General features: G+C 61.9%; 23 protein-coding genes. 13 read left to right on the top strand and 10 right to left on the bottom strand.

What is annotated here, in order from left to right:
• Positions 1 to 18: 18 nt before the first annotated feature.
• The 3 genes from BN1959_RS15345 to aglJ all read right to left on the bottom strand — a co-directional run bounded on the left by BN1959_RS15345 (position 19) and on the right by aglJ (position 1,518).
• Positions 19 to 147, bottom strand: coding sequence for a DUF7503 family protein (locus tag BN1959_RS15345; RefSeq protein ID WP_272913562.1), 129 nt, complete (start codon positions 145 to 147; stop codon positions 19 to 21).
• A gap of 133 nt (positions 148 to 280) precedes the next feature.
• On the bottom strand, positions 281 to 490 hold the full coding sequence (locus BN1959_RS04065) for a ribbon-helix-helix domain-containing protein (RefSeq protein WP_053947435.1): 210 nt from the start codon (positions 488 to 490) through the stop codon (positions 281 to 283).
• Positions 491 to 597: 107 nt separating this feature from the next.
• Positions 598 to 1,518: an S-layer glycoprotein N-glycosyltransferase AglJ gene (gene aglJ / locus BN1959_RS04060; protein WP_053947434.1), complete on the bottom strand. Its 921-nt coding sequence runs from the start codon at positions 1,516 to 1,518 to the stop codon at positions 598 to 600.
• A 261-nt stretch (positions 1,519 to 1,779) separates the two neighbouring features.
• Between aglJ and BN1959_RS04055 the strand changes: the two genes are divergently transcribed.
• The 3 genes from BN1959_RS04055 to BN1959_RS04045 all read left to right on the top strand — a co-directional run bounded on the left by BN1959_RS04055 (position 1,780) and on the right by BN1959_RS04045 (position 3,001).
• Positions 1,780 to 2,073, top strand: a complete 294-nt coding sequence (locus BN1959_RS04055) for a toxin-antitoxin system TumE family protein (protein ID WP_053947433.1) — start codon at positions 1,780 to 1,782, stop codon at positions 2,071 to 2,073.
• A 90-nt stretch (positions 2,074 to 2,163) separates the two neighbouring features.
• Positions 2,164 to 2,529, top strand: coding sequence for an HVO_A0114 family putative DNA-binding protein (locus BN1959_RS04050; protein WP_237560298.1), 366 nt, complete (start codon positions 2,164 to 2,166; stop codon positions 2,527 to 2,529).
• A gap of 46 nt (positions 2,530 to 2,575) precedes the next feature.
• On the top strand, positions 2,576 to 3,001 hold the full coding sequence (locus BN1959_RS04045; protein ID WP_053947431.1) for an HVO_A0114 family putative DNA-binding protein: 426 nt from the start codon (positions 2,576 to 2,578) through the stop codon (positions 2,999 to 3,001).
• 806 nt (positions 3,002 to 3,807) lie between these two features.
• Here the strand turns inward: BN1959_RS04045 and aglM are convergent.
• Complete coding sequence (gene aglM, locus BN1959_RS04040) at positions 3,808 to 5,118, bottom strand: UDP-glucose 6-dehydrogenase AglM (protein WP_053947430.1); 1,311 nt, start codon at positions 5,116 to 5,118, stop codon at positions 3,808 to 3,810.
• Between the two features lie 96 nt (positions 5,119 to 5,214).
• Between aglM and aglF the strand changes: the two genes are divergently transcribed.
• The gene (gene aglF / locus BN1959_RS04035; protein ID WP_053947429.1) at positions 5,215 to 5,940 is read left to right on the top strand and encodes a UTP--glucose-1-phosphate uridylyltransferase AglF; all 726 of its coding nucleotides are present in this window, start codon (positions 5,215 to 5,217) and stop codon (positions 5,938 to 5,940) included.
• Between the two features lie 14 nt (positions 5,941 to 5,954).
• Here aglF and BN1959_RS04030 read toward each other — a convergent pair whose 3' ends face one another.
• The 3 genes from BN1959_RS04030 to BN1959_RS14315 all read right to left on the bottom strand — a co-directional run bounded on the left by BN1959_RS04030 (position 5,955) and on the right by BN1959_RS14315 (position 10,233).
• The gene (locus BN1959_RS04030) at positions 5,955 to 7,406 is read right to left on the bottom strand and encodes an oligosaccharide flippase family protein (RefSeq protein ID WP_053947428.1); all 1,452 of its coding nucleotides are present in this window, start codon (positions 7,404 to 7,406) and stop codon (positions 5,955 to 5,957) included.
• A 67-nt stretch (positions 7,407 to 7,473) separates the two neighbouring features.
• Positions 7,474 to 8,919: a sulfatase-like hydrolase/transferase gene (locus BN1959_RS04025; protein ID WP_053947427.1), complete on the bottom strand. Its 1,446-nt coding sequence runs from the start codon at positions 8,917 to 8,919 to the stop codon at positions 7,474 to 7,476.
• Positions 8,920 to 9,051: 132 nt separating this feature from the next.
• Positions 9,052 to 10,233, bottom strand: coding sequence for a glycosyltransferase family 61 protein (locus BN1959_RS14315; protein WP_079978593.1), 1,182 nt, complete (start codon positions 10,231 to 10,233; stop codon positions 9,052 to 9,054).
• Between the two features lie 115 nt (positions 10,234 to 10,348).
• On the opposite strand from BN1959_RS14315, the gene BN1959_RS15340 reads away from it, so the two are divergent.
• Positions 10,349 to 11,455 carry a glycosyltransferase gene (locus BN1959_RS15340; RefSeq protein WP_079978592.1) on the top strand — a complete coding sequence of 369 codons (1,107 nt, stop codon included), beginning with the start codon at positions 10,349 to 10,351 and terminating at the stop codon, positions 11,453 to 11,455.
• On the opposite strand, the gene BN1959_RS04010 is transcribed toward BN1959_RS15340, so the two are convergent.
• A complete protein-coding gene (locus BN1959_RS04010) occupies positions 11,446 to 12,360 on the bottom strand; it encodes a sulfatase-like hydrolase/transferase (protein ID WP_053947424.1) in 915 nt (304 codons plus the stop codon). The two genes, BN1959_RS15340 and BN1959_RS04010, sit on opposite strands and share 10 nt — an antisense overlap.
• A 143-nt stretch (positions 12,361 to 12,503) precedes the next feature.
• On the opposite strand from BN1959_RS04010, the gene BN1959_RS04005 reads away from it, so the two are divergent.
• Positions 12,504 to 13,406: a glycosyltransferase gene (locus tag BN1959_RS04005; protein WP_053947423.1), complete on the top strand. Its 903-nt coding sequence runs from the start codon at positions 12,504 to 12,506 to the stop codon at positions 13,404 to 13,406.
• Here the strand turns inward: BN1959_RS04005 and aglG are convergent.
• Positions 13,396 to 14,334: a glucosyl-dolichyl phosphate glucuronosyltransferase gene (gene aglG, locus BN1959_RS04000; RefSeq protein WP_053947422.1), complete on the bottom strand. Its 939-nt coding sequence runs from the start codon at positions 14,332 to 14,334 to the stop codon at positions 13,396 to 13,398. The two genes, BN1959_RS04005 and aglG, sit on opposite strands and share 11 nt — an antisense overlap.
• 158 nt (positions 14,335 to 14,492) lie before the next feature.
• On the opposite strand from aglG, the gene BN1959_RS03995 reads away from it, so the two are divergent.
• From BN1959_RS03995 to thrS, 3 genes are all read left to right on the top strand, one after another.
• Positions 14,493 to 17,876 (top strand): oligosaccharyl transferase, archaeosortase A system-associated, encoded by a 3,384-nt coding sequence (locus tag BN1959_RS03995; protein ID WP_053947421.1) that lies wholly within the window; start codon positions 14,493 to 14,495, stop codon positions 17,874 to 17,876.
• On the top strand, positions 17,876 to 18,814 hold the full coding sequence (locus BN1959_RS03990; RefSeq protein ID WP_053947420.1) for a DUF368 domain-containing protein: 939 nt from the start codon (positions 17,876 to 17,878) through the stop codon (positions 18,812 to 18,814). The genes BN1959_RS03995 and BN1959_RS03990 overlap by 1 nt, the downstream gene beginning before the upstream one ends.
• 71 nt (positions 18,815 to 18,885) lie before the next feature.
• Positions 18,886 to 20,811, top strand: coding sequence for a threonine--tRNA ligase (gene thrS, locus BN1959_RS03985; RefSeq protein WP_053947419.1), 1,926 nt, complete (start codon positions 18,886 to 18,888; stop codon positions 20,809 to 20,811).
• On the opposite strand, the gene BN1959_RS14645 is transcribed toward thrS, so the two are convergent.
• Positions 20,812 to 20,967 carry a hypothetical protein gene (locus BN1959_RS14645; protein ID WP_154018216.1) on the bottom strand — a complete coding sequence of 52 codons (156 nt, stop codon included), beginning with the start codon at positions 20,965 to 20,967 and terminating at the stop codon, positions 20,812 to 20,814. It lies immediately after the preceding gene.
• A gap of 157 nt (positions 20,968 to 21,124) precedes the next feature.
• Here BN1959_RS14645 and BN1959_RS03980 point away from each other — a divergent pair, with 157 nt between their 5' ends.
• Genes BN1959_RS03980 through BN1959_RS03965 form a run of 4 tightly spaced genes read left to right on the top strand, consistent with a single transcriptional unit; the run spans position 21,125 to position 25,540 of the window.
• On the top strand, positions 21,125 to 22,408 hold the full coding sequence (locus BN1959_RS03980; RefSeq protein ID WP_053947418.1) for an ABC transporter substrate-binding protein: 1,284 nt from the start codon (positions 21,125 to 21,127) through the stop codon (positions 22,406 to 22,408).
• 21 nt (positions 22,409 to 22,429) lie between these two features.
• A complete protein-coding gene (locus tag BN1959_RS03975; RefSeq protein ID WP_053947417.1) occupies positions 22,430 to 23,476 on the top strand; it encodes a carbohydrate ABC transporter permease in 1,047 nt (348 codons plus the stop codon).
• A complete protein-coding gene (locus BN1959_RS03970; RefSeq protein ID WP_053947416.1) occupies positions 23,473 to 24,372 on the top strand; it encodes a carbohydrate ABC transporter permease in 900 nt (299 codons plus the stop codon). The genes BN1959_RS03975 and BN1959_RS03970 overlap by 4 nt, the downstream gene beginning before the upstream one ends.
• Positions 24,373 to 24,391: 19 nt before the next feature.
• Positions 24,392 to 25,540 carry an ABC transporter ATP-binding protein gene (locus tag BN1959_RS03965; RefSeq protein WP_053947415.1) on the top strand — a complete coding sequence of 383 codons (1,149 nt, stop codon included), beginning with the start codon at positions 24,392 to 24,394 and terminating at the stop codon, positions 25,538 to 25,540.
• Positions 25,541 to 25,543: the final 3 nt, after the last annotated feature.

Below are 25,543 nucleotides of genomic sequence, written 5' to 3'. Positions count from 1 at the left end.
CTTCCTTTAGAAATCGATTCAGGGGCCAGCGGTGGGGCTTGAGTGCCCAGCGACGACACTACCCGCCTGCGAGAGGAACAGCATCATCGTGAACAGGACGCCCATCATCTTCGGGTTGTCGGCCAGGAACGACTTGAGTTCGGACATTACACTCCATGCCAATTCGTCTCTATATAAGTAGACAGATATTACTGCGTTTGATGTTAGGAGTTGATAAATAGACGATTCCGTGGAACTGCGGGACAGAACGTGATTTACACTTCCTTCCGCCCAGAACAAATCACTCCAGATAACCTAAATCTTCGAGCTGCTGAGCGATCTCCTCGAACTCAGCCTCCGTGAGCTCCCCGCGTTCCTGATGTTTGATCACGATGCTGCGCAGCAGGAACCGAACGAGGTCGCTCGTGCTGGAGAAGCTCGTCCCCTCTATCGTCTCGTCGACGCGCTCGGCGAGCTCGGTGGGGATCGAGACGGTCGTGTAGTCGGTCATTACGCGTCGATCGGGCGCGGGCGGGGAAAAGCGCGCCGGCTGCGGGTAGCGGCCGTCGACGGCCGTTTCCGCGTGGATCACGTCCGCCGTCGACGCAGTCGGGCGTATCACTCCTTGCCGGCGATGGAGTCGATCCGGTCGAGCTGTTCGCGGTGGAGGGTGAGGATCAGGTCCGAGAGGACGCCGAACATCAGCAGCTGGACGCCGAGCAGGATGCCGGCGGCGCCGGCCAGCGCCCAGATCTGGTGGGGGACGCCGTAGACGAACCACTCGATCGCGACGAAGGCGGCGATCGCGGTGCCGCCGAGCCCGGAGGCGACGCCGACGCTGCCGAAGTAGAACAGCGGATTGCTCGTCTTCGCGCGGCGGAACAGCTCGAGGAAGATGATCCCGCCGTCCCGGATTGGGTGAAGGTTGGTGTTCGAGCCCGCGGGGCGTTCGAGGTAGGTGATCGGGACGACCGCGGTGGGGATCCCCTGCTTCGCGCACTCGACGGCCATCTCGGTCTCGATACCGAACCCGTCCGCCGAGAGTCGCAGGCGGTCGAAGGAGTCGCGGCTGAACGCCCGGTAGCCGCTGAGGATGTCGTCGAAGCGCTCGCCGTGGATGACGCTGAACAGCCGGTTGGTGAGCTTGTTGCCGACCTGATTCAGGCGGGTCATCGCGCCCGCCTCCATGTCGGCGAAGCGGTCGCCGATGACGTGCTCGTACCCGTCGTCGAGGGGGGCGAGCATGCGGTCAGCTTCCTCGGGGCGGTAGGTGCCGTCGCCGTCGGCCATCAGGACGTACTCGCGGTCGATGTGTTCGCGGACGGCCTCGCGGATGGCCTGTCCCTTGCCCGAGGCGGACTGTATCTCGACCCGGGCGCCGTGCTCGCGGGCGATTTGGCGGGTGTCGTCCTCCGAGTCGCCGTCCATCACGAGCACGTCGTCGAACCCCTGCTCGCGGAAGCCGTCGACGACGTCGCCGACGGTGGCGGCCTCGTCGTAGGTGGGCAGGAGGACGGTGACGCGCTCGAGGTCGGGCATGTCGTTTCTGGTGTGGTAGTGGGTGGAGTGAAAAGGCTTCTACTTGGGGCGGGCGGTGTTCGGATGTTGTTGCACTCGTCGGCCCTTTTTCGTCACCCCACAGACGGGTCACCGACAGTTGTGCTAGTCAACAGCGATGCGTGCATGTGGTTCTGAGCGTGGAAGCAATAGTGCAGCACCAGCGGTCATCCGGGAACTCCACGGTTTCGTTGTGACTAGGCCCAACACATATAGTGCTGGGATGCGTACCATCAGTTGTCGATGGCACCTGCCGACGACGTGATGGAGCTCGTCGATGAGCGTTTCAAGCCGGATGGGAACACCATCGTTCGAATCCGCATCCTCGCGGTTCAGGACTCGGAGAAGTTCCCTGATGGCGTGAAATACCGGCTCCACTACGGCACAGTCGGCGGCGACACTATCGTCCGATACGATAATTCCCACGGCGTCCACGAACGGCACACGGCGGACGGATTGGACGATGACTACGAATTCCCAGGGTACAGCGAGGTACAAGCCCGTTTTCGGTGGGAGACCGATGTACTCGGGCCATAGGGCCGGGCGTTCTGTCGGTGGGTGCCACCTACGGAGCAACCAATGTCACAGAACACACTCGTCGTGACAGTCGGGACACTGGAAGGGATGATGGATCGAACGGAGGATGCGATGGAGGCTGCCCTCGAAGGTAACCTTCCGGACGAAGCGCCGCCGAGTCGGGTCACGTTTGAGGATCCGGACGAACTCATGCGTGTGTTTAGTCCGCGCGCTATCGAGCTCCTTCGCACGATTGCCCAAGAGGAGCCCGCCAGTATGCGTGCGGCGGCGCGACTGGTGGACCGGGACATCAAAGACGTTTCCCGGAACCTGAATCAGCTGGAACAGTTCGGCGTCGTCGAGTTCGAACAGGAGGGCCGCTCGAAGCGGCCAATGGTTCCGTTCGACGACATCGAGGTCCACCTGTCGCTTCGAGACGATCCGGAATCCGGTGATCGGTCCGAAGCACCCGCGTAGCGGCGCTCACGCGTTCCGACGTACGACATCCATCCGGTCCTACGCCATGACTACCGACACGCTACAGATCACGTACGGACAGCGCGACGAACTCCGCGAGGCGGGCCGTGAGCGACTCGAACGAGCGCTCGACGGCGAGACCGGCGACGCCGTCGAGCAGGACGATCGGTTCGTTCTGGACTTCGAGAGCTACGCCGACGTCGCTCGGCTGATGCGGACCTCGAACCTCGAGCTACTGGAGGCGATCGTCGAGGCGGAGCCGGCGAGCATTAGCGAGGCCGCACGAGCCGTCGACCGGGACTACAAAGAGGTGCACCGGAACCTGCAGGAGCTGGAAAACCTCGGCGTCGTCGAGTTCGAACAGGAAGGTGCGAGCAAAAAGCCGATCCTCCGTGGGGGAGCGAAGACCATCGACTTCTCGTTGCAGCTCCCCGGAGACGTGAGTGGGGATCGGACTGGCGCGTCTGCATAGGCTTCGAAGCGACCGGTGGTCCCGTTCGACGACATCGACGTCTATCTGTCGCTTCGAGACGATCCGGAGTCGGACGACCGATCCGAAGCCCCTGTTTAGCGGTACTCACGCGTTCCGGCTCACGACATCCACAACGAGCGATTCCCGACGTGTTTTCGAACCCTCCAGGGAGGCAGTATGCTGAGACTGGCACCTATTTCCCGTTCCTCCCGAACCGCACGGCGAGGATCGATTATGAATCCTCACTGCCGTCAAAACACCCACGACAACCGGTCATAATCGGCCGAGATCCCCGCAAGTAGACTGGGTTCGTGTGTCTAAACGTGAAGTAGTACGAGCGGTGGAAGGGTGGGATCCTGCCGGTAGATGCTCAGGAATGGCGATATTCAGGGAATCGCGTGATCGTGGGATCGAGGAACGGCCACCAAAGACGCCCAATATTTCTTCATAATCGGTTCCCCTCGTGCGGTTAGGGAATTCTCGACAGAGTCGCGTGACTCTCCGAATTGGCGACTGAAGGACTCTCTCGCTCCATTTCCCCGGCTACTGCCTGAGCACCTCGCGAATCGCGACGCGGTTGGCCATACTCACCTCTCGAAACCCACGGGTAGAGCACTTGCGGGGCAGGAATCCGATTATGAATCGGTCGTCCGGGCCCAACAGGAACTGAGACGGGTAAATCGCCCGTGCTCCCGAGTATGGAGACGTTCTCCATTTCGGACTCGTTTCTCGCCCGTTCCGGCCCGAATCGACCGGATCAGTTCACACGGAATCCGGATAAGTCAGCCTGATTCAGGGAGCGGCGGTCACCAACAGAGGCCTTCGTACTCGAGGTCGCGCTCCTCGATGGGGAGGTCGACACGACGGCCATCGACGACGAGCTTTCGATTCATCGACTCGAACTCCTCGTCCAGGGCGGCGAACTCGTCCCACTCTGTGACGATCAGCGCCGCGCTCGCGCCGTCGAGCGCGTCACCGGCCGAATCGGCGTACTCGATCCCCGGGAATCGCTCGCGCATCTCGTCGGCGGCGACGGGGTCGTAGGCGGTGATGGAGGCGTTCCGCTGCTGGAGTTTTTCGATAACGGGGATCGAGCGTGCGTTCCGGATGTCGTCGGTACCGGGCTTGAACGAGAGTCCGAGCACGGCGACGCGCTCACCGTCGACGTCAAGGTGTTCGTCGAGCAGTTCGAGCAAGCGTTCGGGCTGCCCGTCGTTGACCTCGACGGCGGCGTTGAGAATCGCCGGCTCGTAGCCCGATTCCTCGGCGGCGTGGATGATCGCGCGGGTGTCCTTCGGGAAGCAGCTGCCGCCCCATCCGAGACCGCTGCGCAGGAACTGCTCGCCGATCCGATCGTCGAGACCAATCGCGTCGGCGACCTCGTAGGCGTCGATGTCGAACTGCTTGCAGATGTTCCCGATGTCGTTGATCAGCGAGACCTTCGACGCGAGGAAGGCGTTGTTCGCATACTTGGTCATTTCGGCGGTTCGGGTGTCGGTCTCGACGACCGGCGCGTCGTGCTGGTCGAGCAACGGGGCGAACACTGCGTGCATATCCTCGCGCGTGCGCTCGTTATCGGCGCCGAGGACGACTTTGTCGGGATGTAGGAAGTCGTGGACGGCCGTGCCTTCCCGGAGGAACTCGGGGTTCATGCCGGCGCCGACGGTTCCGCTGTCGGCTCGCTCGGAGGGGTTCTGGAGGAGCGGTGCGATCTCTTCCTCGGTGGTGCCGGGGACGACGGTGCTCTTTACGACGACAGTGTGGTGGTCTGCCTTCTCTGCGAGGGTTTCGCCCAGTTGTTCGGCTCCGTTGGCCATTATCGAGAGATCGATGCTCCCGTCCTCGGCCTGCGGCGTGGGGAGACAGAGGAACGTGACGTCGGTGTTGAGGACCGCGTCGTAGTCGGTCGTCGCGCGGAGGCGGTTGGTTGAGTTCTCGCCCGCGTGGGCGTCAACGAGCTCTTGGAGTCCTTCTTCGTGAATCGGAGCCTCCCCGGCGTTGATCGTGTCGACGACGGACTGGTCGACGTCGATGTTGGTGACCTGGTGGCCGAGGTCGGCGAAACAGGCGGCGACGGTTGTGCCGACGTAGCCGCTGCCGACGATGGAGAGGTGCATGAGGGTTTTGAGGGGGTCAGGATTGATAATCTATTCTGTCTCTGCTCTCGTAGGGGTTGCTAAAAGTATTTGAGTACGCCCCAGCAAGTCAGGGTCATGCAGGCAGTAGTTCTCGCGGCTGGTGAGGGGACGCGCCTCCGCCCGCTGACCGAGGATAAACCGAAGGGTATGGTTGAGGTCGCGGGCAAACCGATCCTCACACACTGCTTCGAGCAGCTGGTGGAGCTCGGCGCCGAGAAGCTCGTGGTCATCGTGGGCTACAAGAAACAGAACATCATCAGCCACTTCGGCGACGAGTTCAAGGGCGTTCCGATCACGTATGCCCACCAGCGCGAGCAGGACGGACTGGCTCATGCGTTGTTGAAGGCGGAGGAGCACGTCGATCAGGACTTCATGCTGATGCTCGGCGACAACATCTTCCAGGCGAACCTGGAGGACGTGGTTAGCCGTCAGCAGGAGGACCGCACCGACGCGGCGTTCCTCGTTGAGGAGGTGCCTTACGAGGAGGCGAGCCGGTACGGCGTCTGTGACACGAACGACTACGGCGAGATACAGGAAGTGGTCGAGAAGCCCGACGACCCGCCGAGCAATCTGGTGATGACTGGCTTCTACACGTTTTCGCCCGCAATCTTCCACGCGTGTAAACTGGTGCAGCCTTCCGACCGTAACGAGTACGAGCTTTCGGACGCTATTGATTTGTTGATCAAGAGCGGGCGGACGATCGACGCGATTCCGATGGAAGGCTGGCGGATCGACGTTGGGTATCCGGAGGATCGGGACGAGGCAGAGGAGCGGTTGCAGGCTGGGGAGAACGTCATGTAGTCTCTGTTTGTCGGTTATACGCTGATTCCCGACAACCGTGACGGGAGATTGTCGACGACCGTTTTCCTGAATCGGCTTGAGAGCGCGAGTAGGGAGATGAAGTACACTCCGGCTCCGAGGGTAACGAGCACCGCTACTGCCACGAACTCGTAGCTGAAGTTCACGTACGCGGCTTCGCCCCGTCGACCTAATTCCACGACAATTCCCATCACTGCGGCGGCACCCCATTGTCGTGCGATCTCACCGAGCGGGATGGAGTAATCGACCAGTGATGAAAGCATGTAGTGGGCTGCAACCAGACTGACCGCAACTGCGGTAGCAGTTGCTGCCGCTGCGCCGATAACCTCGAAGTACGGTATTAGACTGACGTTCAGAATCACGTTCGCCGTGATAAACACTGCGTTGATACGAAACGCAATATCTGGCCTGTCCATGGCGTTCAGAGCCGTCGTAAACTGTCGCTGGTAACCCTGGATAAGGGTAGCAACGATAAGCACCGACAGAACCGTCCCTCCACGGGAGAAGTCATCACCGTACACTTGGAGTAGTTGTTCCCCGAGGATCGTTCCGCCGATGAGGCCAGGAATCAGGACAAGTCCGGCGAAAGCGAGGGCAGTTTCGAAGAGGTCAGCGACGGCTTCCGAGTCTTCATCGGCAGAAAGCGAACTCATCTCCGGAAACAGCGTTTGGCTCAACGACCCGCCGAACAGTATCAAGAAAACCGAAATGTTCCACGCTGCTGTGTAGATTCCGATGGCTGAGGCCGAGACGAAGAATCTGAGCACAGTCACGTCAACCCAATTGAACGCTCGGGATCGAAGCGACCCGACCCACGAAAACTTTGCGTACGATACTAGCTCCTGGTAGTGTTCTCGCCGGGGGAGCCTCACGTACTGGAAGTTTTTGATAGCAACCCAGAGACCCAGAAGGGTGACAAGCAGATAGCCAGCGGTGTAACCGACATATAGCGCTGTGAGTCCCAAACTACCCAGTAAACCAATGATCTGAACGACGCTTCTGGAGCCCGTTCGGATTGGTGTAAAGACGCCTGAAATGTGGACCAATTTCTGTCCCCTGAGAACAGAATTAGTGATCGATTGTGCCAAGTTCACCCCTAGGAACAGGACAACGACCACTGCAGCCGGGTGGCCGATGTACTCGTTTACTTGTCCACGGAACAGTAGTACAAGCGCTGAGACTACTACGAAGAGAACAATACTGATTGACGTTCCCGCGACCGCGTATGCGGCGTCATCCGTCCCTTCGCTGATCCGCTTCGTAATCGAACTGGGGACTCCCATCTTCACTGCGATACCCAACCACGCGACGAGCGAGAGGATCAGGTAGTAGGTCCCAAGACCCCCTGAGCCGAGTATCCGACCGATGAACACCGTTGCGGCGAACCCGGATGCGGACGCGAGGAAGCGAGATGCGAAGTGAATAATGGAGGTCTGGCCCAGCCGCATATACCAACACGCGTGAGAAAGCCCAATAAGGTCTCCTTTTCGGTTACCTCAGCTAGGCCTAAAAGTACTACTTATATCCCAGTTCGTGAAGACGTTTTTCGACGTCTTGATCGATCTCTTTCTCTCCTTCCATAATACCGGCGTCAGATAGTTCCTGAATGGTTTTGTCTACAAAATTCCGATCCACCGATGTTACGTCGTTTCGTTCGCTGTCTCGGCCTGGGCGGTACCGTGTTCGGTCGTCGTTTCGAACTGCGTCGACGAAAACTTCTCCCCCTATCTCACGACATACGGCGTGCCACGGACCGAAATACGGCTCTCGGTCTCCCTTCGAGATCGGAAGTTCGTCCCCCGGTTTCTCGATCCTGTACGATGTCGTGAGCGTGTGGCCTTCTTGGGGGACGAATCCTGTTTTCTCCCCCGCTATTGCATCTTCCACGACAGTGGGAAACTGGGTGAGAGAGGCGGGGGTTTTCACCGTTTCGGCGGAGTCGTCGTTGGGGTGTTTTACAACTAACGGGACGTGAGAGACTTCATCGCCGATACCCCAGCTGTGATCAATAAGACGTACCGCGTCGTTCAACGCGCTGTATTCGCCGAAACCCTCCCCATGATCACTAGTCACCACCACCAATGTATCATCGAGTTCGCTAGCTGATTCCAGCCGATCTAACAGTTGTCCAAAGTAAGCGTCTACCTGCTTGATACAGTCGTCGTACAGGCTTTCGGTCGCTTCGAGTTCCCAAAACGGCCTATCTCCGAGATACTGTGTCGTGAGTGGCCCGCCCATGGCCTCCCGATGGAGATCCTCGATTTTTCCGCCCCCACCCCACTCGGCGAACTGCTCTTGCGGGATGTACGGGTAATGTGCATCCATGAGGTTGATGCAAGCCGCCCACGGTTCGTCTCTGGTCTCTCTCCACGAGTCGAATTCGTCGACGTACTTCCCACCGTGCTCCCGTTCCGGATCATGAGCTCCTTTTGAACGCCCGAATTCACGGGATAGGCCGTTCAATGTCGCCTTGAGTGGGAAGTCACTCTGCAAGCTTTCGAGCAGGTACTCGACGTAGCTGGGGTCTCCATTCACACCTTCGGGACCGAGCGCTTCGGGAAATAACAGTTCCTGACGCTTCGGACCGACGACTTCCTGAAAGAACGAGGAGAGGTTGGACGACTCGGCAACGATCGAGTTGGGCGTGAAAAGCCCCGTCTGATAGCCCTCATCCGCGAGGACCTCCCAGATCGTGTGACCTGACGAGATGCTCGCACTATGCGCCGTAGCACGGTGTTCTGCGACGTGATAGCCGGTGAAGATGCTGACATGACTAGAGATGCTGTGAATACCGGGTGATCGGGCGTTCGTGTAAGTCGTCGCCCGTTCGGCGAAATCGTCCAAGTTCGGCGTCGTGCTCCGTGGGTATCCGAGGTGGCCGACGTTTAGGCCGCGTACGCTGTCGAGAACGATGAGAAGGACGTTCGGTCGACCCATGGATACGAATCCGAGGGGTTGCATTTGTATACTTCGGTAAGAACGGCGGGTAACGTCGGCCAGATCTTATACCATATAAAGAATATGATTTAAACTAACTTTATATGAATAAATCAGCTGTAACGGTTTCTAGAGTAGAGTTCAACTATGATGTCACTATTGCAGGAGATCACTTAGTTTCTGGTTAAGCAAATCGGGGTTGACGTGAATATCAACGCCGTCCTGTCCACATTCGAGGTACTGATAGGTATGGTCCATGTTTTCGGCGATACGGTCGAAAGTTGCAACTAATTTATCACCGAACAGTTCTACGACCGTGAGATCATCGCCGTAGAGGATGTTTGTTAGACCTGCTCCGTGAGGTGCTACCACGAGTTCGGCGTTAGAAAACAGTTCGACCTGTTCGCGGACGCTTAGTTCGCCGAGGAGGTAACTATCGATATCGTATTGGTTGAGAACGCGCTCGACTGCATCCCGATTCGAGATGCGGCGGACGGTTGCGTCGTCGCGCGCGACAAATACCCGTTCACGAGACTCAGTGATATCTATACCGGCACCGGTGCGCATACGATCACGGAGCCATCGACACTCAGCGGGAGTCGGATCTGGGTACGTCGGTACGACCAGAGTATCCACCGCTGCGATACCACCGTTGAAGCCTGCGACCGGACCCGCGTAATCGAGCAAACTAAGCGTCTCATCCACCCATGACGAGCGGTCCCTTGGAACAATGAGTGTCGGGTATGTCCCTGTCACCTCTCCGTGTATTTCGAGCAAGCGTACGCGCAATAGACTCTCCATTGTCCAGTGATAGTAATTCGGCCAAGGCGGTACAACGAACGCGGCTGTGTCAAAACTCCGGTCAGGCGTGACCTCCCCAGAGAGAGCGTTTAGTGTACGACGTACCCCGTTCTCGTCTATTGATTGTGCAAGACAAACACCTACGCGTCTCTCTACGAGTGGCGGGGGTGCGACGCTCTCCGAGATTACTTCTCCATCGGAAGTGATTCCGGGCCCGACGGGGCCGAGAAACAATGCGTCACTCTCCTCGTAGATGAACCGATTAACAGCATTGAAGCGTTCTCCGTCGTCCCCAAGCCCATCTCTCCCCTTGTACTTCACGCGTGCGTCCGTTTCTTCGTACTCTACGTAGCCCGGAAGTTCTCGAAGTTCGTCTCGCGTTACTATGTCCAGGTGTTCTAGGAGGATGTTTTGGTACATCCCACGGTAAAGTAAGGCGTCTACATAGAGAGTATCCCAACCCTCAGTAAGTAATTCGCCGAGGCCGTCCATCCGTAGCTTCCGGAGGGCTCGTCTCGGAGTGCTACTCAAATCCATCGTTGAAAGGAACTCATCTCCATCACTAATAGCTTGTAATATTTGACCGACGTTGCAGTTCGGAACCGTGGATATATCTCTTATCCGGTCCTGATTATAGTTAGGTCCACCACAGATGGCTCTAAAAGTCCTTCTCGCTCCATATTTCGATGGGAATCAGTACCTCGACATGCTTGATGCTCATCTCAATCAACAGGATGTGGAAACAACCCACGAGTCGCACAGTCATCCACTCTGGCCGCTCGCCGTTGATGCATTGCGAAACAATATAAACGTCATTCATTTACATTGGACTCACCCATACTTCCTTCTCGGAAATTACAGTGACTTCGAGCGACTCCCTTTCTCTTGGCTCCTATCTGCCTTCTTCGCATTTGCGTTCGTCGCACAAGTGTGGTTGTGCTCGTATCTAGACATTCGTATCGTCTGGACCGTGCATAACCGGTGCAATCACGAGCGCCGACACGAGTCTATCGACCATTGGGTGAGTCGTCGGATCGTCGGTATCGCCGACGCGGTTCAGGTATGGGACGAACGGACCGAGCAAGAATTGGAAGCCTATCTCGGCACACCTTTAGATAACATCATTCGTATCCCACACGGGAACTATGCCCCGCTCTACTCACCTACCGATAGAGACCGTGAAACGTGCCGACGCGAATTGGATCTCGACCCAAAGAAACGGACATTCCTCTACTTTGGACGTATTCGGCCCTACAAGCAGGTTCCTGAGCTCCTCCGGACGTGGTGTGATCTCGAACCTTCGAACGCACAGCTTATGATTGCGGGCAATTCGAAGGATGAGAAGACTACCCAGACTATTGAGTCTCTCGCTGCGGACCGTGACGACGTAGTACTCGATATCCGGTATATCCCTGACAAGGATTTGCCCCGATACTTCGGAGCATGCGATGTGGCTGTGTTCCCGTATCAGGACATCTTCAACTCGGGATCCGTTCTCCTCGCCATGACGTTCGGTCGACCGTTCGTCGCCCCACGACTTGGGGCTATTCCGAGTGTGGACCCGGGAGGGAACATACTCTACGATCCGGACGACGGTTTAGGGAGCGCACTTGAACGAGCGGTGCAGACAGTTCGTTCGGATCTCGACGAGGTCGGGGAACAGAACCGTTCCACTGCTCTCGACCACTACGACTGGAAAGACGTTACAGTGGATTTGATCTCAGTGTATCGAGGCGAAGCTCTGGAGGTTCAGAGGTAACCAAGTGCACGGAGTTTTTCGTCCATGTCACCGGTCTCCTTAGTTGGTTCGAGCGAGGGTTCGTACGTTCCCTGGTCCGTTGCGGTCGTCTCGTACCATGGTACCTCCCGCAGAATGTCCAGAGGCATGTGATCGGGATGTTCGTAGATGTGTTTCTCGCCGAATGCCTCGCCGTGATCGGCCGTGATAGCGACGTGCTCGGCGTCCACGTTCTCTAGGAGAACTGCCACGTCGTCAAGGACGTACCGCAAGTTTGCACGATAGGATTCGACGAGTCGATCCTTGGTCACAGCACCAGCACGGAGTAATTCTGGCGAGGATGTCCAGTCGTCATCGTCTCCTGGTAGGGCCATCCCCTCACCGAGAGGGTCGGGGACCGAGGGCGCGTGGGGTTGCATGTAGTGGAGTATCATACGGTCGGGATCCTCGTTCCGATACACAGCGATGCCACGATCGGTGATCGCCCGTGCGGGCACGGTCCCCCCTTCCCATGCGTACTTCCACACCTCGTCAAGGTAATCGAACTGGTTCGGTTCGGCGTAGTCTTCCGTGAATATGTTCCCGGAGATATACGCAGTCCGTCGTAGTTCTTCCGAGTACGCTTCTGTGAAGTTCTTTTGCATCCATTCTCGAGACATGCTACCCATCGATCGGAATGGTTTATTCTCGGTGAGGAAATCATAGTCGTCCTCAACGGACTCAATGAGATCACGGCGACATGCATCAAGAATCACGAGTATATCCCACTCGCGATCAAAGATGGACTCTTCATCGCTGTGGTCTTGTAAAGCGTACGCACGCCGTAGGAACCCGAGGTATAGTTGGTACGTAACCTCGTTCAATCCATCCATCCCGTTCTCTCGTATCTCCTCGATGGAGTCGCGGGCCCACTTGTCGAATCCCATTTCCATTAAAAGACGTATAGTCGGGGATGAGCGTTGTGGTCCCCTAATCTACTATATGGAACAAGAAACGGTTTTGAAGACTAGGCAGCTACCACAAACGATTGGAACTCTGTACGCGCCTTCCCCAGTGTGCGACGCTACTAATGGATATGCTCGATTCACCTGCTATCTCCGTCATCGTCCCCGTCTACAACGACTTCGGAGGGATCTCTGACACGCTTGGTTCCTTGACTGACAGGATTGATCAAGACCACGAAATCCTCGTCGTCGATAACGGTTCCACCGACGACACCCGCGAAGCGATCCGCGACTACACTCAGGACCACGGGCACATACACCTCCTCGTCGAGGACGAGATCCAGGGCTCCTACGCCGCCCGGAACAAAGGCATCCAGCACGCAGACGGCAACGTGCTCGCGTTCGTCGACGCCGACGAGACTGTCGACGACAACTGGCTCGAAACCGCCCTCCGAGCCATGGACGAACAGCAAGCCGACTACCTCGGCTGTAACGTCGAGCTCACGCTGCCAGAGGACACCCTCGTTGGCCGGTACAACGCTCGAACCGGCTTCCCGGTCGAACAGTACCTCGAAACGGAGCACTACGCGCCCACGTGTGCGCTGCTCGTCCGCCGGGAGGTGTTCGAGGACGTGGGCACCTTCGACAGCCGACTCGTCTCCGGCGGCGACCGCGAGTTCGGAGAGCGCGTCCACGAGGCCGGCTACGAGCAGGGCTACGCCGAGGACGCTACCGTCTACCACCCTGCACGCACCTCCTTCGACACGCTGGCTAGCAAGAACTTCCGCGTCGGCCGGGGGTTCTGTCAGAAGCAGCGTTACTACCCCGAGCGGTTCGGCAAGCCGGGCATCCCGCCGACCCCCAGCGGTTCGGGTAGCAACGGCGACGACGACGAGCCCGAGTCCGCGCTCACGCGCGTCGCGTTCTCGCTTCTCTCGATCACCATGCTCGCCTGCCGCGGCTTCGGCTACTACTACGAGTTCCTGTTTGGCGAGAAGCGCAACGACATCCCGGCGCCTACGAATTAGCCTTCTCCACCACGTTCGGCGTCAGAATCGCGTACAGATACCCCAGCCCTACTGCCCCCGTAAACACGAAGATCGCGAGCAGCTGCTTCACTGCCGCCGCCGACGGCGATCGAACCAGTCCCTTCAGCCGGCCCGGAACACGCTCGGTCAGTAGTTGCTCCAAATACTCGCTCTTGTCGTCCGGCGCGTCCGGATACAGCAGGTCCATCACGCGCTTGGAATACCCCTGCCAGAACGACCGCGACACTAGCCAGTCGAACTCCCCGCGGTAGTCGAACAGCTTGTGGTGCACCACCGCGTCCTCCGTGAACACCATCCCTCGTCCGTACTCCTCCAGAAGTCGAATCCCCACGGGGGCCTCGTGAGCTTGGAGATGTCGATCACCCTTCCGCCCGGTGTTTGGGTCGTACCCTCCGACTTCCAGAAACTCCTCGCGCCGGTAGGAGATGTTCGAGCCGTACGTGTTCCGGACCTCCTCGCCGTCTTCCGCGAACCCGGGTTCGACGACGCCAACCAGCCAGTAGAACTCCGCCGGAAAGAAATCGGGCTTTGTAATCTGCCAGTCGGGCTTCACGTCGCCGCCGACGGCAATGGCGTCCGATTCTGCATACACTTCGACCAGCTGCTCCACCCAGTCCGGTTCGGCGGCGGCGTCGTCGTCGATGAACGCGACGATCTCCCCCGCCGCGAGCTCCGCACCCTTCGTCCGACTGTAGGAGATCCCACGGTTCTCGTCGTTGTTGTGGTGGACGACGTTCTCGACGTCCCCGTACTCCTCACGCACACGCTCGTAGACGGTCTCGTTACCGTCGACCACCAACACGATCTCTACTGGCTCGTACGTCTGTTCGAGGACGCTGTCGACCGCGTCGCAGAACACCTCATACCGATCCATCGAGTACGTACAGATGACGACGGAGATCTTCATTGGCCGCGGCTACTCGTGACGCCCGCAAAAAGCGTTCGACTCTTGCATCGTCCCCGTTACCGTCCGGACTCGATCGACCGCCGAGAAGAGCCCTCGACGGCGAACTCCTCTCAGAGTGATACACAAACCTTATGCCCGTTTTGGTACGATTCAGGCCAATGAGTTCGCGAAGCGAAAGCAACGACTTTCTCCAGTCGCTCCGCGATACGGCGGCCGACTGGTACCACGTCCCCGCACTCCTCCTCGCGATGGCGTGGATGTTCTGGGTCCGGATGCAGAACTACTCCCGGTTCCTCCAGAACAACGAGGTGTACTTCTCCGGGAACGACGCTTGGTACCACCTGCGACAGAGCACCTACAGCACGCTGAACTTCCCGGGTGTCATGCCCTTCGATCCCTGGACTGGGTTCCCGGTAGGCCGGTTCGCAGGGCAGTTCGGGACGCTCTACGACCAACTGGTCGCCCTCTTGGCACTGATCATCGGTCTCGGTTCCCCCAACGAGGCACTCGTCGCCAAAGTCCTCCTCGTTTCGCCAGCCGTTTTCGGTGCCCTCGCTGTGGTTCCCGTCTACTTCATCGGTAAACGGTTCAGTAGCCGTCTTGGCGGCTTGTTCGCTGTATTCCTCCTCGCACTCCTTCCGGGACTCTTCCTCCAGCGAACGCTCGTCGGTGCTGCCGATCACAACGCCGTCGAGCCGTTCTTCATGGGAATGGCGATGGTCGGCCTCTTCGGCGCCGTCGCCGTCGCAAATCGGACGATGCCAGTCTGGGAGGTTGTACGCGAGGAACTGATCGAGTCCCGAGATCTCGATACGACAAAGGAACCACTCCTCTGGTCCGTCGCTGCTGGCGTCCTAATGGGACTGTTCATCTGGGCGTGGCCGCCAGCAGTGTTCCTCGTCGGTATCGTCGGTCTGTTCCTCGTCCTGAACGTTGTCACGGACGTTGTCCACGGTGATACTCCCGAACCGATCGCCTTCGTGGTAGCCGTGTCGATGGGTGTCACCGGCGTGATAAGCGTCCTCCTGATCGACACGATCGGTATCGGAACGACCGCCCACTCCCTTCTCCAGCCGATCGCCGCCTTTGCCGTCGCCACAGCGGCTGTGTTCTTCGCCGTGTTCGCCCGCTACTGGGAACGCGAGGACATCGACCCGACCTACTTCCCCGTCGCCATCCTCGCGGTCGGCACGATTGGAACGATCGTGATCTCCGTCGTCGCTCAGGGGCTCTACAGTCAGATCACCGGCAACCTCCTCCGTATCGTCGGCTTCAGCGCCGGCGCTGCCACCCGAACCATCTCCGAGGCCCAACCGTTCATCAGCCAGAACTCCATCCAGCAGTACGGCCTCAACAGCGGTACCGAACGCATCATCCTCGAGTACGGGGTCACCCTGTTCACCGCGATCCTCGCGGTCGTGCTCATGCACGCCCGCCCGCTGATTCGCAAGGGCACCCAGCGTGCGTACACCTACCTCGGCGGCAGCCTCCTGACCGCCGCACTGATCTTCCTGACGCCGCTGCCGAGCGTGATCGGCGGCGCCGTCGGCATCGACCAGCAAGTGCTCGGCCTCGTGATCGTCGCGGCGCTCCTCGCTGGTGCACCGCTGATCGCGGAGTACGAGGCGACCGACCTGCTGTTCGTGGTCTGGGCAGCCTTTATCACCTCGATGGCGTTCACCCAGGTCCGCTTCAACTACTACCTCGCCGTCGTCGTCGTCGTCGCGAACGCGTACCTGTTCGGCCGCGTGCTCAACTACATCGACATCGACAGCGCGCTGGCCGCGGCCGACCTCGAAGTCCGCACGATCGGCTTCGCGGCGGTTCCGGTCGTGTTCGGCCTGCTGCTGCTCGATCAGACGCTCGCGGCAGTGGCGGTCGCGGCCGCGGCGCTCGTGGGCGCGATCATGTTCGTCGAGGAGCTGGAGGGCCACCAGGTGCTCACCGTCGCCGCCGTCCTCCTGCTCGTCGCCGCGCCCGTGCTCGCGATGCCCGTCACGCTCGGCGGCGGCCCCGGTAGCCCCGGCACGCAGACCGCCACGTCGGTCCAGACCGGCAACAGCACCGGCCCGGGCGCGGTGCTCGCGTGGGAAGGCACGTTCGACTGGATGCAGAACAACACCCCCGAAGAAGGGAACCTCGGCGGCGCCGGCAACGCCGAAGACATGGAGTACTACGGCGCCTACGAGAAGACTGACGACTTCGAGTACCCCGAAGGTGCCTACGGCGTGATGTCGTGGTGGGACTACGGCCACTGGATCACGACCCAGAGCGAACGGATTCCGAACGCGAACCCGTTCCAGCAGGGCGCGACCAACGCCGCGAACTACCTGCTCGCGCCCAACGAGAGCCAGGCCCAGAACGTGCTCGACCGCCGCGCTCAGCCGGGCGAGGAGACCCGCTACGTGATGGTCGACTACCAGATGGCCTCGGTCACCTCGAAGTTCAGCGCGCCCGTGACGTTCTACGACGACCAGAACGTCTCCTACAGCGACTTCGCGGAGGGCATCTACCAGCTCAACGAGACCGAACGCGGCACGTTCGTCAGCCAGTCGGCCCAGATCTACGACCAGCGGTACTACGAGAGCCTGATGATCCGGCTGTACCGCTACCACGGCTCCGCACAGGACGCCGCGCCGTTCGTGGTCGACTGGGAGACCCGCGAACTGACCAGCGCCGACGGCGAGTCCTTCGACGCCCGGACGACGATGGCCAACGACTCGATGCTGCGGCGCTTCCCCAACATGAGCGCCGCCGAGGCGTACGTCGAGGAGGACGGCAGCGCCCAGATCGGCGGCGTCGGGCCGTTCCCGAGCGAGGACGTCCCCGCGCTGGAGCACTACCGACTGGCGAAGGCCAGCGAGGCCCAGAACCGGAACTTCCAGCTGAACGACCGCCGACAGGCCGCGATGGCCGGCGACCGGCTCTACGGGCTGATCTACCAGCAGTCCACCACGACGCCGTCGTGGGTGAAGACGTTCGAGAAGGTGCCGAGCGCGACCGTCGAGGGGTCGAACGCGCCCGCCAACACCGAGGTGACCGCCTCCGTCCAGATGCGGATGCCGTCGTCGAACCAGACGTTCACCTACACGCAGCACGCCGAGACGAACGACGAGGGTGAGTTCACGCTGACGCTGCCGTACTCCACGACCGGCTACGACGAGTTCGGGCCGGAGGACGGCTACACGAACGTGAGCGTCCGCGCCAACGGGAGCTACACCGTCTCGGCGCCGGCGACGACCAACGAGAGCGGCTACTCGATCCAGTACGGCCAGGAGTTCGACGTCTCCGAGGGGAAGGTGCTGGGCGTCGACGAGGAGCCCAAACAGATCACGCTCGAGAAGCGCACACAGCCGCCCGAGGGCGCACAGAACGAGAGCGGCAACGAAACGAACACGACCGAGAACACCAGCAGCCTCGCAGGCACCGAGCTGTCGGCGACCGCCGACGGTGACGACCAGTCATCCGACACAGCCGTCGAGGCGCCGAGCGTGATCGGCGAGCTCGACGCGCTCGGTCCGGCGGCGCGGGCGACGAACTAATGGCTGGACGGGCCTCCCTGGGCGTCTACCTCCGCGGGATCGCGATGGGCGCCGCGGACGCGGTGCCCGGCGTCTCGGGGGGGACCATCGCGCTGCTGACCGGCATCTACCCGCGACTGATCGCCGCGATCACCGCCGTCGAGCCCGACCGACTGCTCGACATCGTCGCCGCACCGCTGCCCGACCGCCGTGCCGACGCAGTCGCGGCGTTCCGTGAGATCGACGGGCTGTTCCTCGCCGCACTCGGGCTGGGGATCGCGACCGCGATCGTGACCGTCTCGCGCGTGCTCGAACACGCGATGGCCGCCTACCCCGCGGCGACGTTCGGCGGCTTCTTCGGGCTGATCGGCGCCTCGGCGTGGCTGCTGCGCCGGGAGATGGCGTTCGACACCCGCGGCCGGCAAGCCGCCGCCGTCTCGGGGTTCGCGGTCGCGTTCCTGCTCTCCGGGCAGGCAGAAGGGGCGCTCGGACACAGCCTGCCCGTCACCTTCCTCGCTGGCTCGATCGCGGTGACCGCGATGATCCTGCCCGGCGTGTCGGGCTCGCTGCTGCTCCTGCTGCTGGGACAGTACGAGTACATGATCGACCACCTGAGCGCGTTCGTCGACGCCGTGTTCGCGATCCTCACGGGCGAGTCAGCGTCGATCCCCGCGGGGACGCCGACGATCCTCACGTTCCTCGCGGGCGGCGTCGGCGGCCTGTTCACCGTCGCCCACGCGGTCAGGTGGGCGCTCGACCGCCGGAAGGCGGCGACGATGACGTTCCTCGTCGCGCTGGTCGTCGGCGCGCTCCGGGCGCCAGTCGTCCAGACCGCGACACGGCTCGACACTGGGTGGACGACGGCCGCGATCGGCCTCTTCTGTGGGGCGGCGGTCGTCGGTGCCGCGGTCGTCGTCGGCCTCGAGCGGGCCGCGGGCGGCGAGGCGATCGAGATCTGAGTGGAAAGCGTTGCGGAGGTCCGCCAACGCATCTCAACAGGTCTTAATCCCCGCGGGGAGTTGCGTGGCGTATGAGCGATATCACGGTCGTGCTGCCGGACGGTTCGGAGCTCTCCGTGCCGGATGACGCCACCGTCGAGGACGCCGCCTACGAGATCGGCCCCGGGCTCGGCGACGACACCGTCGCGGGCGTCGTCGACGGCGAACTCGTCGCGAAGGAGGACGAACTCCACGACGGCGCACAGCTCGAGATCGTCACCGACCAGTCCGAGGAGTACCTCGACGTGCTGCGTCACTCCGCGGCCCACGTGTTCGCACAGGCGCTCCAGCGGCTCCACCCCGAGGCCAAACTCACCATCGGCCCCCCGACGGAGGACGGCTTCTACTACGACGTGACGAACGTCGACCTGGAGGAGGCTGATCTCGACGCGATCGAGGCGGAGATGGTGGAGATCGTCGAAGCGGACTACGACATCGAACGGCTCGAACGCTCCCGGGAGGAGGCGTTCGAGCGGTACGACGACAACCGCTTCAAGCGGGAGATCCTCGAGGAGGAGGCCGCCGACGCGGAGACGGTCAGCTTCTACCGACAGGACGACTGGGAGGACCTCTGTCAGGGCCCCCACGTCGAGTCCACCGGGGAGATCGGCGCGGTCGAACTGCTCAACATCTCCTCGGCGTACTGGCGCGGCGACGAGGACAACGAGACGCTGACCCGCGTCTACGGGACGGCGTTCGAGTCCGAGTCCGAACTCGAAGACTACCTCCAGATGCTCGAGGAGGCCGAGGAGCGCGACCACCGCCGCATCGGCCAGGAGATGGATCTGTTCTCGGTGCCGGACGTGACCGGACCGGGACTGCCGCTGTACCACCCCGCGGGGAAGACGATCCTGCAGGAGTTGGAGGACTACGTCAACGAACTCAACCGCGAGGCGGGCTACGAGCAGGTCGAGACGCCCCACCTGTTCCGGACCGAGCTCTGGAAGCAGTCGGGTCACTACGACAACTACCGCGACGACATGTTCCTCCTCGACGTGAACGACGAGGAGTACGGGCTGAAGCCGATGAACTGTCCGGGCCACGCCACCATCTTCGACCAGTCCTCGTGGTCCTACCGCGACCTGCCCGAGCGCTACTTCGAGAACGGGAAGGTGTACCGCAAGGAGCAGCGCGGCGAGCTCTCCGGACTCTCCCGGACGTGGGCGTTCACCATCGACGACGGCCACCTGTTCGTCAAACCAGAAGACATCGAGGCCGAGGTCCGGGAGATCATGGAGATGATCTTCACGCTGATCGGCCAGTTCGACCTCGAAGTCGACGTCGACCTCGCGACTCGCCCCGAGAAGTCCGTCGGCAGCGACGAGATCTGGGAGAGCGCCGAGGAGCAGCTCCGAGAAGTGCTCGACTCCGAGGGGTACGACTACGGGATCGAACCCGGCGACGGCGCGTTCTACGGCCCGAAGATCGACTTCTCGTTCCGCGACGCGCTCGGGCGCTCTTGGGACGGCCCGACGGTCCAACTCGACTTCAACATGCCCGAGCGGTTCGACCTGACCTACACGGGCGAGGACAACGAGGACCACCGCCCGGTGATGATCCACCGCGCGCTGTACGGCTCCTACGAGCGCATCTTCATGGTGCTGATCGAGCATTTCGACGGCCAGTTCCCGCTCTGGCTCGCGCCCGAGCAGGTGCGCATCCTCCCCGTCTCCGACGACGCGTTGGGGTACGCCCACCGGGTGAAAAACGAGCTCGACGGGTTCCGCGTCGAAGTCGAGGATCGGGACTGGACGGTCGGCCGGAAGATCCGGGAGGCCCACGACGACCGGCTGCCGTACATGATCATCGTCGGTAGCGACGAGGAGGAGGCCGGCACCATCTCGGTCCGGGACCGCTTCGAGCGCGAGGCCGACGGTGTCGACCCCGAGGCGTTCCGCGACCACCTCGAAGCCGAGTACGAGGAGAAACGCGTCGAGCCGGACTTCCTCGACGAGTAGTCAGGCCGGGAGGAAGGCGGTCACGAACCCCACGAGCGAGCCGACGAGCAGGAGTGCCGCGAGGAGGATCGCGACCCACTTCCGGCCGCGCCCCCGGAGCGCCGGCGTCTCCGACGGGAAGAACGGCGACAGCGCACCTCTCGAGTCGTCGTCCATTCGGTACTGTTCGCGACGCGGAGCTATCAATCCTCGGCAGTCCCGACCGAACCGATCCTAGACGAAGTCACCCGGAAGCACCGCGTCTCTCGACTGAAACCGGCCCGTGAGGGAGTACCACAAGATTTACTCGTAAGTGTGTATACGTTCGTCACATATGTCCTCGGACACGAACGAGGCGGGGCGCTCGCGGCGAAGCGTGCTCGCGTCCGCCGCGGCGGTGGGTGCGACAGGACTGGCCGGCTGTAGCAGCCTCACCGGCGGCGGTGGCGGGCCCGAGAACCCGATTCAGTTGCTCCACGCGTGGTCCTCGGGCGACGGTAACGCCGCCATCGCGGCGCTGATCGAGGGGTTCCAGGAGGCCCACCCCGACGTCGAGTTCGCGGAGGAGCCGGTCAACGGCGCCGCACGTGGCAACCTCGACCAGGTGATCGGCAACCGACTGCAGGCCAACGACCCGCCGAGCACGTTCCAGACGTGGCCGGGCGCCACCCTGGAGAAGTTCGGCGAGGCCTACGCCAGCATCGAGGAGGACGTCTGGACCGACGAGGTGGAGGAGAACTACCTCCCGGGACCCAAAGAGCAGGCCAAGCTCGACGGGACGTACGTCACGGTGCCGCTGAACATCCACCGCATCAACAACCTCTTCTACAACACCGCGGTGCTCGAAGCGGCCGGCGTCGACCCCGAGTCGCTCTCCTCGCCGGCGGACGTGGTCGACGCGTGTGCGGCCGTCGCGGAGAACACCGATGCGGTGCCGTTCGCCCAGCAGACCAGCGGTACGTGGTCGACGATCCAGCTCTGGGAGACGGCGCTGCTCGCACAGGCCGGCGTCGACGGCTACACCGCCTTCACCGAGGGTGAGGGCGACGTCGAGCAGGTCCGCGCGGCGCTCGAACACGTCGTCGAGCTCAGCGAGTACTACCCCAGCGACGCCTCCTCGATCGGCTTCACGGAGGCGAACACGATGGTGATGGAGGGCGACGCCGCCTTCATCCACCAGGGCGACTGGGCCGCGGGCGCGTACAGCGGCAACGACGAGTTCAACTACGGCGAGGACTGGGGACAGGTCACCTACCCCGGCTCGGAAGGGAGCTACCTGCTCAACATGGACTCGTTCCCGTACTTCGACAACAACCCCTCGCCGGAGGCGACCAAGACGTTCCTCAGCTACTGTGCCAGCACGGAGGGGCAGGTGCTGTTCAACCGCGAGAAGGGGTCGATCCCGCCCCGGAAGGACGCCGACGTGTCCCAGCTCAACACGTTCCAGCAGGACCAGTACGAGGACTTCACGGGCGCGGACAGCCAGCCGCCGTCGATCCAGCACGGCCTGGCGGTCTCGCCCGGGATCAAGACGAACATCACCAGTGCTTTCAGCGGCTTCCTCGAAGATTACGACGTCGACGCCACCGCGGAGGCGCTCGTCGGCGCGTTCGAGTAACGATTCCCTGGAAGCACAGGTATGCGTGACCCGATAGCCACACTTCGTAACCGCTGGTCCGACAGCGACGCCCGCACCGACGGCGGATCCGCCGCCGAGTCGGAGCGGTCGCTGCTCTCGCGGGACTCGGTCCGGTCGGCCCCGTTCTGGCTGCCGCCGTTCCTGCTCGTCGGACTGTTCGTGTACGGCGCCGTCGTCTGGAACTTCCTGCTCTCGCTGACCGACTTCTCCGGCATCGGCGAGCCCGACTACACGGATCTGGACGTCGAGAACTACCTCGTCGCGTTCTCGGACCCGATCGACGGCATCCTCTCGATGGTCGGGATGGGCGGCGAGGTGAACGGCGCGACGCCGGCGTGGTCCGACCTGACCGTCGAGCCCGTCTGGAACTCGCTGGGCAACACGATCGCCCTGATGGTCGGGTTCGCGGCGGTCTGTCTCGCGCTCGGCCTGCTGCTCGCGATCCTCGTCGACCGCGGGATCCGCTTCGAGAACACGTTCCGGACGATCTACCTGCTGCCGATGAGCCTCTCCTTCGTCGTCACGGCGAAGTTCTGGCTCTACATGTACAACCCCAACACCGGACTGATCAACGTCGCTCTCGGCGTGTTCGGGATCGGCCCGGTACAGATCGTCCAGAACCCCGACCTGAAGCTCGGGGCGGTCGCGTTCGCGCTGATCTGGCAGTTCAGCGGCTACGCGATGATCGTCTACCTCGCCGCACTTCGGGGCATCCCGTCGAGTCACTTCGAGGCCGCCCGCGTCGACGGCGCGAGCACGGTCAAGATGTACTGGCGGGTGATCATCCCCCAACTCCGGACCGCGACCGTGAGCGCGCTGGTCGTGATCACGGTGTTCGCGCTCAAGGCCTTTGACTTCCTGTTCTCGATGTACGGCGGCTACCAGCCCGGCCCGTCGGCGGACATCCTCGCGACGCGGATGGTCAGGGAGGCGTACGCCAACCAGAACTGGGCGTACGGCTCGACGATCGCGGTGATCCTGTTCGTGATGGCGCTGTGTATCGTCGCGCCGTACGTCTACTCGCAGTACCGACGAGGTGACCTATGAGCACGAACGAGGAGGGGGTGCAGCTGAAGCGGACCGCCCTCTACGTCGTGCTGATCGGGATGGCCGGGTTCTACCTGTTGCCGATCCTGACGGGGCTGTTCACGTCGATCACCAGCCCTGAGAGCTACACCGGGCAGGCACCGTTCCTTCCGCCGCTGGAGCCGCTGATCTCCGAAACCGGCTCGTTCTCGCTCCAGTCGTGGGGGAACGCGTTCGACGGACTCGCCCGCGGGCTGGCGAACAGCTTCATCCTCGTGATCCCGGCGACGATCCTCTCCGGACTGTTCGGGAGCATGGCCGCCTACGGGCTGACCAACGTCGACTGGCGCGGGCAGGTCGGGATCTACGCGCTGTTCGTCGCGGGTATCTTCATCCCGTACCAGGCGGTGCTGGTGCCGCTGACGCAGTTCTGGTACAACGTCGTGCCGCTGCAGTCGCTGTTCGCGCCGTTCGCGGCGCTCCCGCTAATTCAGGAGTACCACTGGAAGCTGGTGGCGCTGATCGTCACCCACACGGCCTACGGCATCCCGATCTGTACGCTGCTGTTCCGGGCCCACTACAAGAAGCTCTCCACGGAGATGATCGAGGCGGCCCGGCTCGACGGCGCCTCGGTGTCGACGATCTACCGCCGGATCGTGCTACCGCTGTCGGTTCCGATGTTCGCGGTGGTGTTCATCTACCAGTTCACCCAGATCTGGAACGACCTGCTGTTCGCGCTGACGATCGTCCAGTTCGGCGACGCGTCGGTGGTGACACAGGAGCTCGTCGGGATCGGGGTGTCCCAGTCGGGGACGAACTTCCCGCTGCGGATGGCCGCGGCGCTGCTGGCGGCGCTGCCGACGCTCGTGGTGTACGTCCTGTTCGGCGACAAGTTCGCCGAGGGGGTAGCCACATGAGGTTCAGAGGTGATCTACGATGGCAGAACTAACGCTCGACTCGGTAACGAAGGTGTTCAACGACGGGGGAAGCGACGAGGTCGTCGCTGTCGACGACGTGGCCATGGGGATCGAGGACGGGGAGTTCCTCGTGCTCGTCGGCCCCTCCGGCTGCGGGAAGTCGACGACCCTGCGCATGATTGCCGGCCTCGAAACCGTCACCGACGGCGAGATCCGGCTCGGCGGACGCGCGATCAACGACACGGCGCCCGCGGATCGGGACATCGCGATGGTGTTCCAGTCCTACGCGCTGTACCCCCACATGACCGTCAGGGAGAACATGAGCTTCGGGCTGGAGGAGTCGACCGACATGCCCGACGACGAGATCCGGACCACCGTCGAGGAGACGGCGACGATGATGGGCATCGAGGAGCTGCTCGACCGCAAGCCCTCGGAGCTCTCCGGCGGCCAGCAGCAGCGCGTCGCGCTCGGTCGCGCGATCGTGCGCGACCCCGCGGCGTTTTTGATGGACGAGCCGCTGTCGAACCTCGACGCGAAGCTCCGGGCGACGATGCGCACCGAACTCCAGCGCATTCAGGACGAGTTGGGCGTGACGACGGTGTACGTCACCCACGACCAGACCGAGGCGATGACGATGGGGGACCGCATCGCCGTGCTCGACGACGGCGTGCTCCAGCAGGTGGGGACGCCGCTCGAGTGCTATCACACGCCCGCCAACCGTTTCGTCGCGGGGTTCATCGGCGAGCCGTCGATGAACTTCTTCCCGACGACCCGCGAGGGCGACGCGCTCTCGGCTGAGCGGTTCACCTACCCACTCCCGGAAGCCGTCCGCGAGGCGCTCGGGGACGCGACGAACGTGACGCTCGGCGTGCGCCCGGAGGACGTCGAGTTCGCGGCCGAGACCGACACGCTCGGCCCGCACGACTTCGAGTGCGTCGTCGACGTGGTCGAGCCCGTCGGGGAGTCGAACAACGTCTACCTCCGCTTCGGGGACGCGCCCGACGGGGAGACGTTCATCGCGACGATCAGCGGGATGCGTACCGTCTCCTCGGGTGACCGCGTGGTTGCGACCATCCCGCCGGAGGCGATCCACCTGTTCGACGACCGCACCGGCAAGGCGCTCAAGAACCGCTCGCTCGACGACGTCGAGGGCGTGGACCCGACCTGAGAG

It is taken from the genome of Halolamina sediminis (genome assembly GCF_001282785.1).
GTDB classification, from domain to species: domain Archaea; phylum Halobacteriota; class Halobacteria; order Halobacteriales; family Haloferacaceae; genus Halolamina; species Halolamina sediminis.
This window is presented reverse-complemented; position numbering and strand designations above follow the sequence as displayed.

Excerpts from the sequence above, each read along its gene's own strand:
- BN1959_RS04065 (WP_053947435.1), bottom strand. The coding sequence starts at position 490 with ATGACCGACTACACGACCGTCTCGATCCCCACCGAGCTCGCCGAGCGC.
- BN1959_RS03970 (WP_053947416.1), top strand. The coding sequence starts at position 23,473 with ATGAGCACGAACGAGGAGGGGGTGCAGCTGAAGCGGACCGCCCTCTAC.
- aglG (WP_053947422.1), bottom strand. The coding sequence starts at position 14,334 with ATGAAGATCTCCGTCGTCATCTGTACGTACTCGATGGATCGGTATGAG.
- BN1959_RS04005 (WP_053947423.1), top strand. The coding sequence starts at position 12,504 with ATGGATATGCTCGATTCACCTGCTATCTCCGTCATCGTCCCCGTCTAC.
- thrS (WP_053947419.1), top strand. The coding sequence starts at position 18,886 with ATGAGCGATATCACGGTCGTGCTGCCGGACGGTTCGGAGCTCTCCGTG.
- BN1959_RS14645 (WP_154018216.1), bottom strand. The coding sequence starts at position 20,967 with ATGGACGACGACTCGAGAGGTGCGCTGTCGCCGTTCTTCCCGTCGGAG.
- BN1959_RS15340 (WP_079978592.1), top strand. The coding sequence starts at position 10,349 with ATGGCTCTAAAAGTCCTTCTCGCTCCATATTTCGATGGGAATCAGTAC.
- BN1959_RS03980 (WP_053947418.1), top strand. The coding sequence starts at position 21,125 with ATGTCCTCGGACACGAACGAGGCGGGGCGCTCGCGGCGAAGCGTGCTC.
- BN1959_RS03965 (WP_053947415.1), top strand. The coding sequence starts at position 24,392 with ATGGCAGAACTAACGCTCGACTCGGTAACGAAGGTGTTCAACGACGGG.
- BN1959_RS04030 (WP_053947428.1), bottom strand. The coding sequence starts at position 7,406 with ATGCGGCTGGGCCAGACCTCCATTATTCACTTCGCATCTCGCTTCCTC.
- BN1959_RS03995 (WP_053947421.1), top strand. The coding sequence starts at position 14,493 with ATGAGTTCGCGAAGCGAAAGCAACGACTTTCTCCAGTCGCTCCGCGAT.
- BN1959_RS04045 (WP_053947431.1), top strand. The coding sequence starts at position 2,576 with ATGACTACCGACACGCTACAGATCACGTACGGACAGCGCGACGAACTC.
- BN1959_RS04010 (WP_053947424.1), bottom strand. The coding sequence starts at position 12,360 with ATGGGATTCGACAAGTGGGCCCGCGACTCCATCGAGGAGATACGAGAG.
- BN1959_RS14315 (WP_079978593.1), bottom strand. The coding sequence starts at position 10,233 with ATGGATTTGAGTAGCACTCCGAGACGAGCCCTCCGGAAGCTACGGATG.
- aglM (WP_053947430.1), bottom strand. The coding sequence starts at position 5,118 with ATGCACCTCTCCATCGTCGGCAGCGGCTACGTCGGCACAACCGTCGCC.
- BN1959_RS04025 (WP_053947427.1), bottom strand. The coding sequence starts at position 8,919 with ATGCAACCCCTCGGATTCGTATCCATGGGTCGACCGAACGTCCTTCTC.
- BN1959_RS15345 (WP_272913562.1), bottom strand. The coding sequence starts at position 147 with ATGTCCGAACTCAAGTCGTTCCTGGCCGACAACCCGAAGATGATGGGC.
- BN1959_RS03990 (WP_053947420.1), top strand. The coding sequence starts at position 17,876 with ATGGCTGGACGGGCCTCCCTGGGCGTCTACCTCCGCGGGATCGCGATG.
- BN1959_RS04050 (WP_237560298.1), top strand. The coding sequence starts at position 2,164 with ATGGATCGAACGGAGGATGCGATGGAGGCTGCCCTCGAAGGTAACCTT.
- BN1959_RS03975 (WP_053947417.1), top strand. The coding sequence starts at position 22,430 with ATGCGTGACCCGATAGCCACACTTCGTAACCGCTGGTCCGACAGCGAC.
- BN1959_RS04055 (WP_053947433.1), top strand. The coding sequence starts at position 1,780 with ATGGCACCTGCCGACGACGTGATGGAGCTCGTCGATGAGCGTTTCAAG.
- aglF (WP_053947429.1), top strand. The coding sequence starts at position 5,215 with ATGCAGGCAGTAGTTCTCGCGGCTGGTGAGGGGACGCGCCTCCGCCCG.
- aglJ (WP_053947434.1), bottom strand. The coding sequence starts at position 1,518 with ATGCCCGACCTCGAGCGCGTCACCGTCCTCCTGCCCACCTACGACGAG.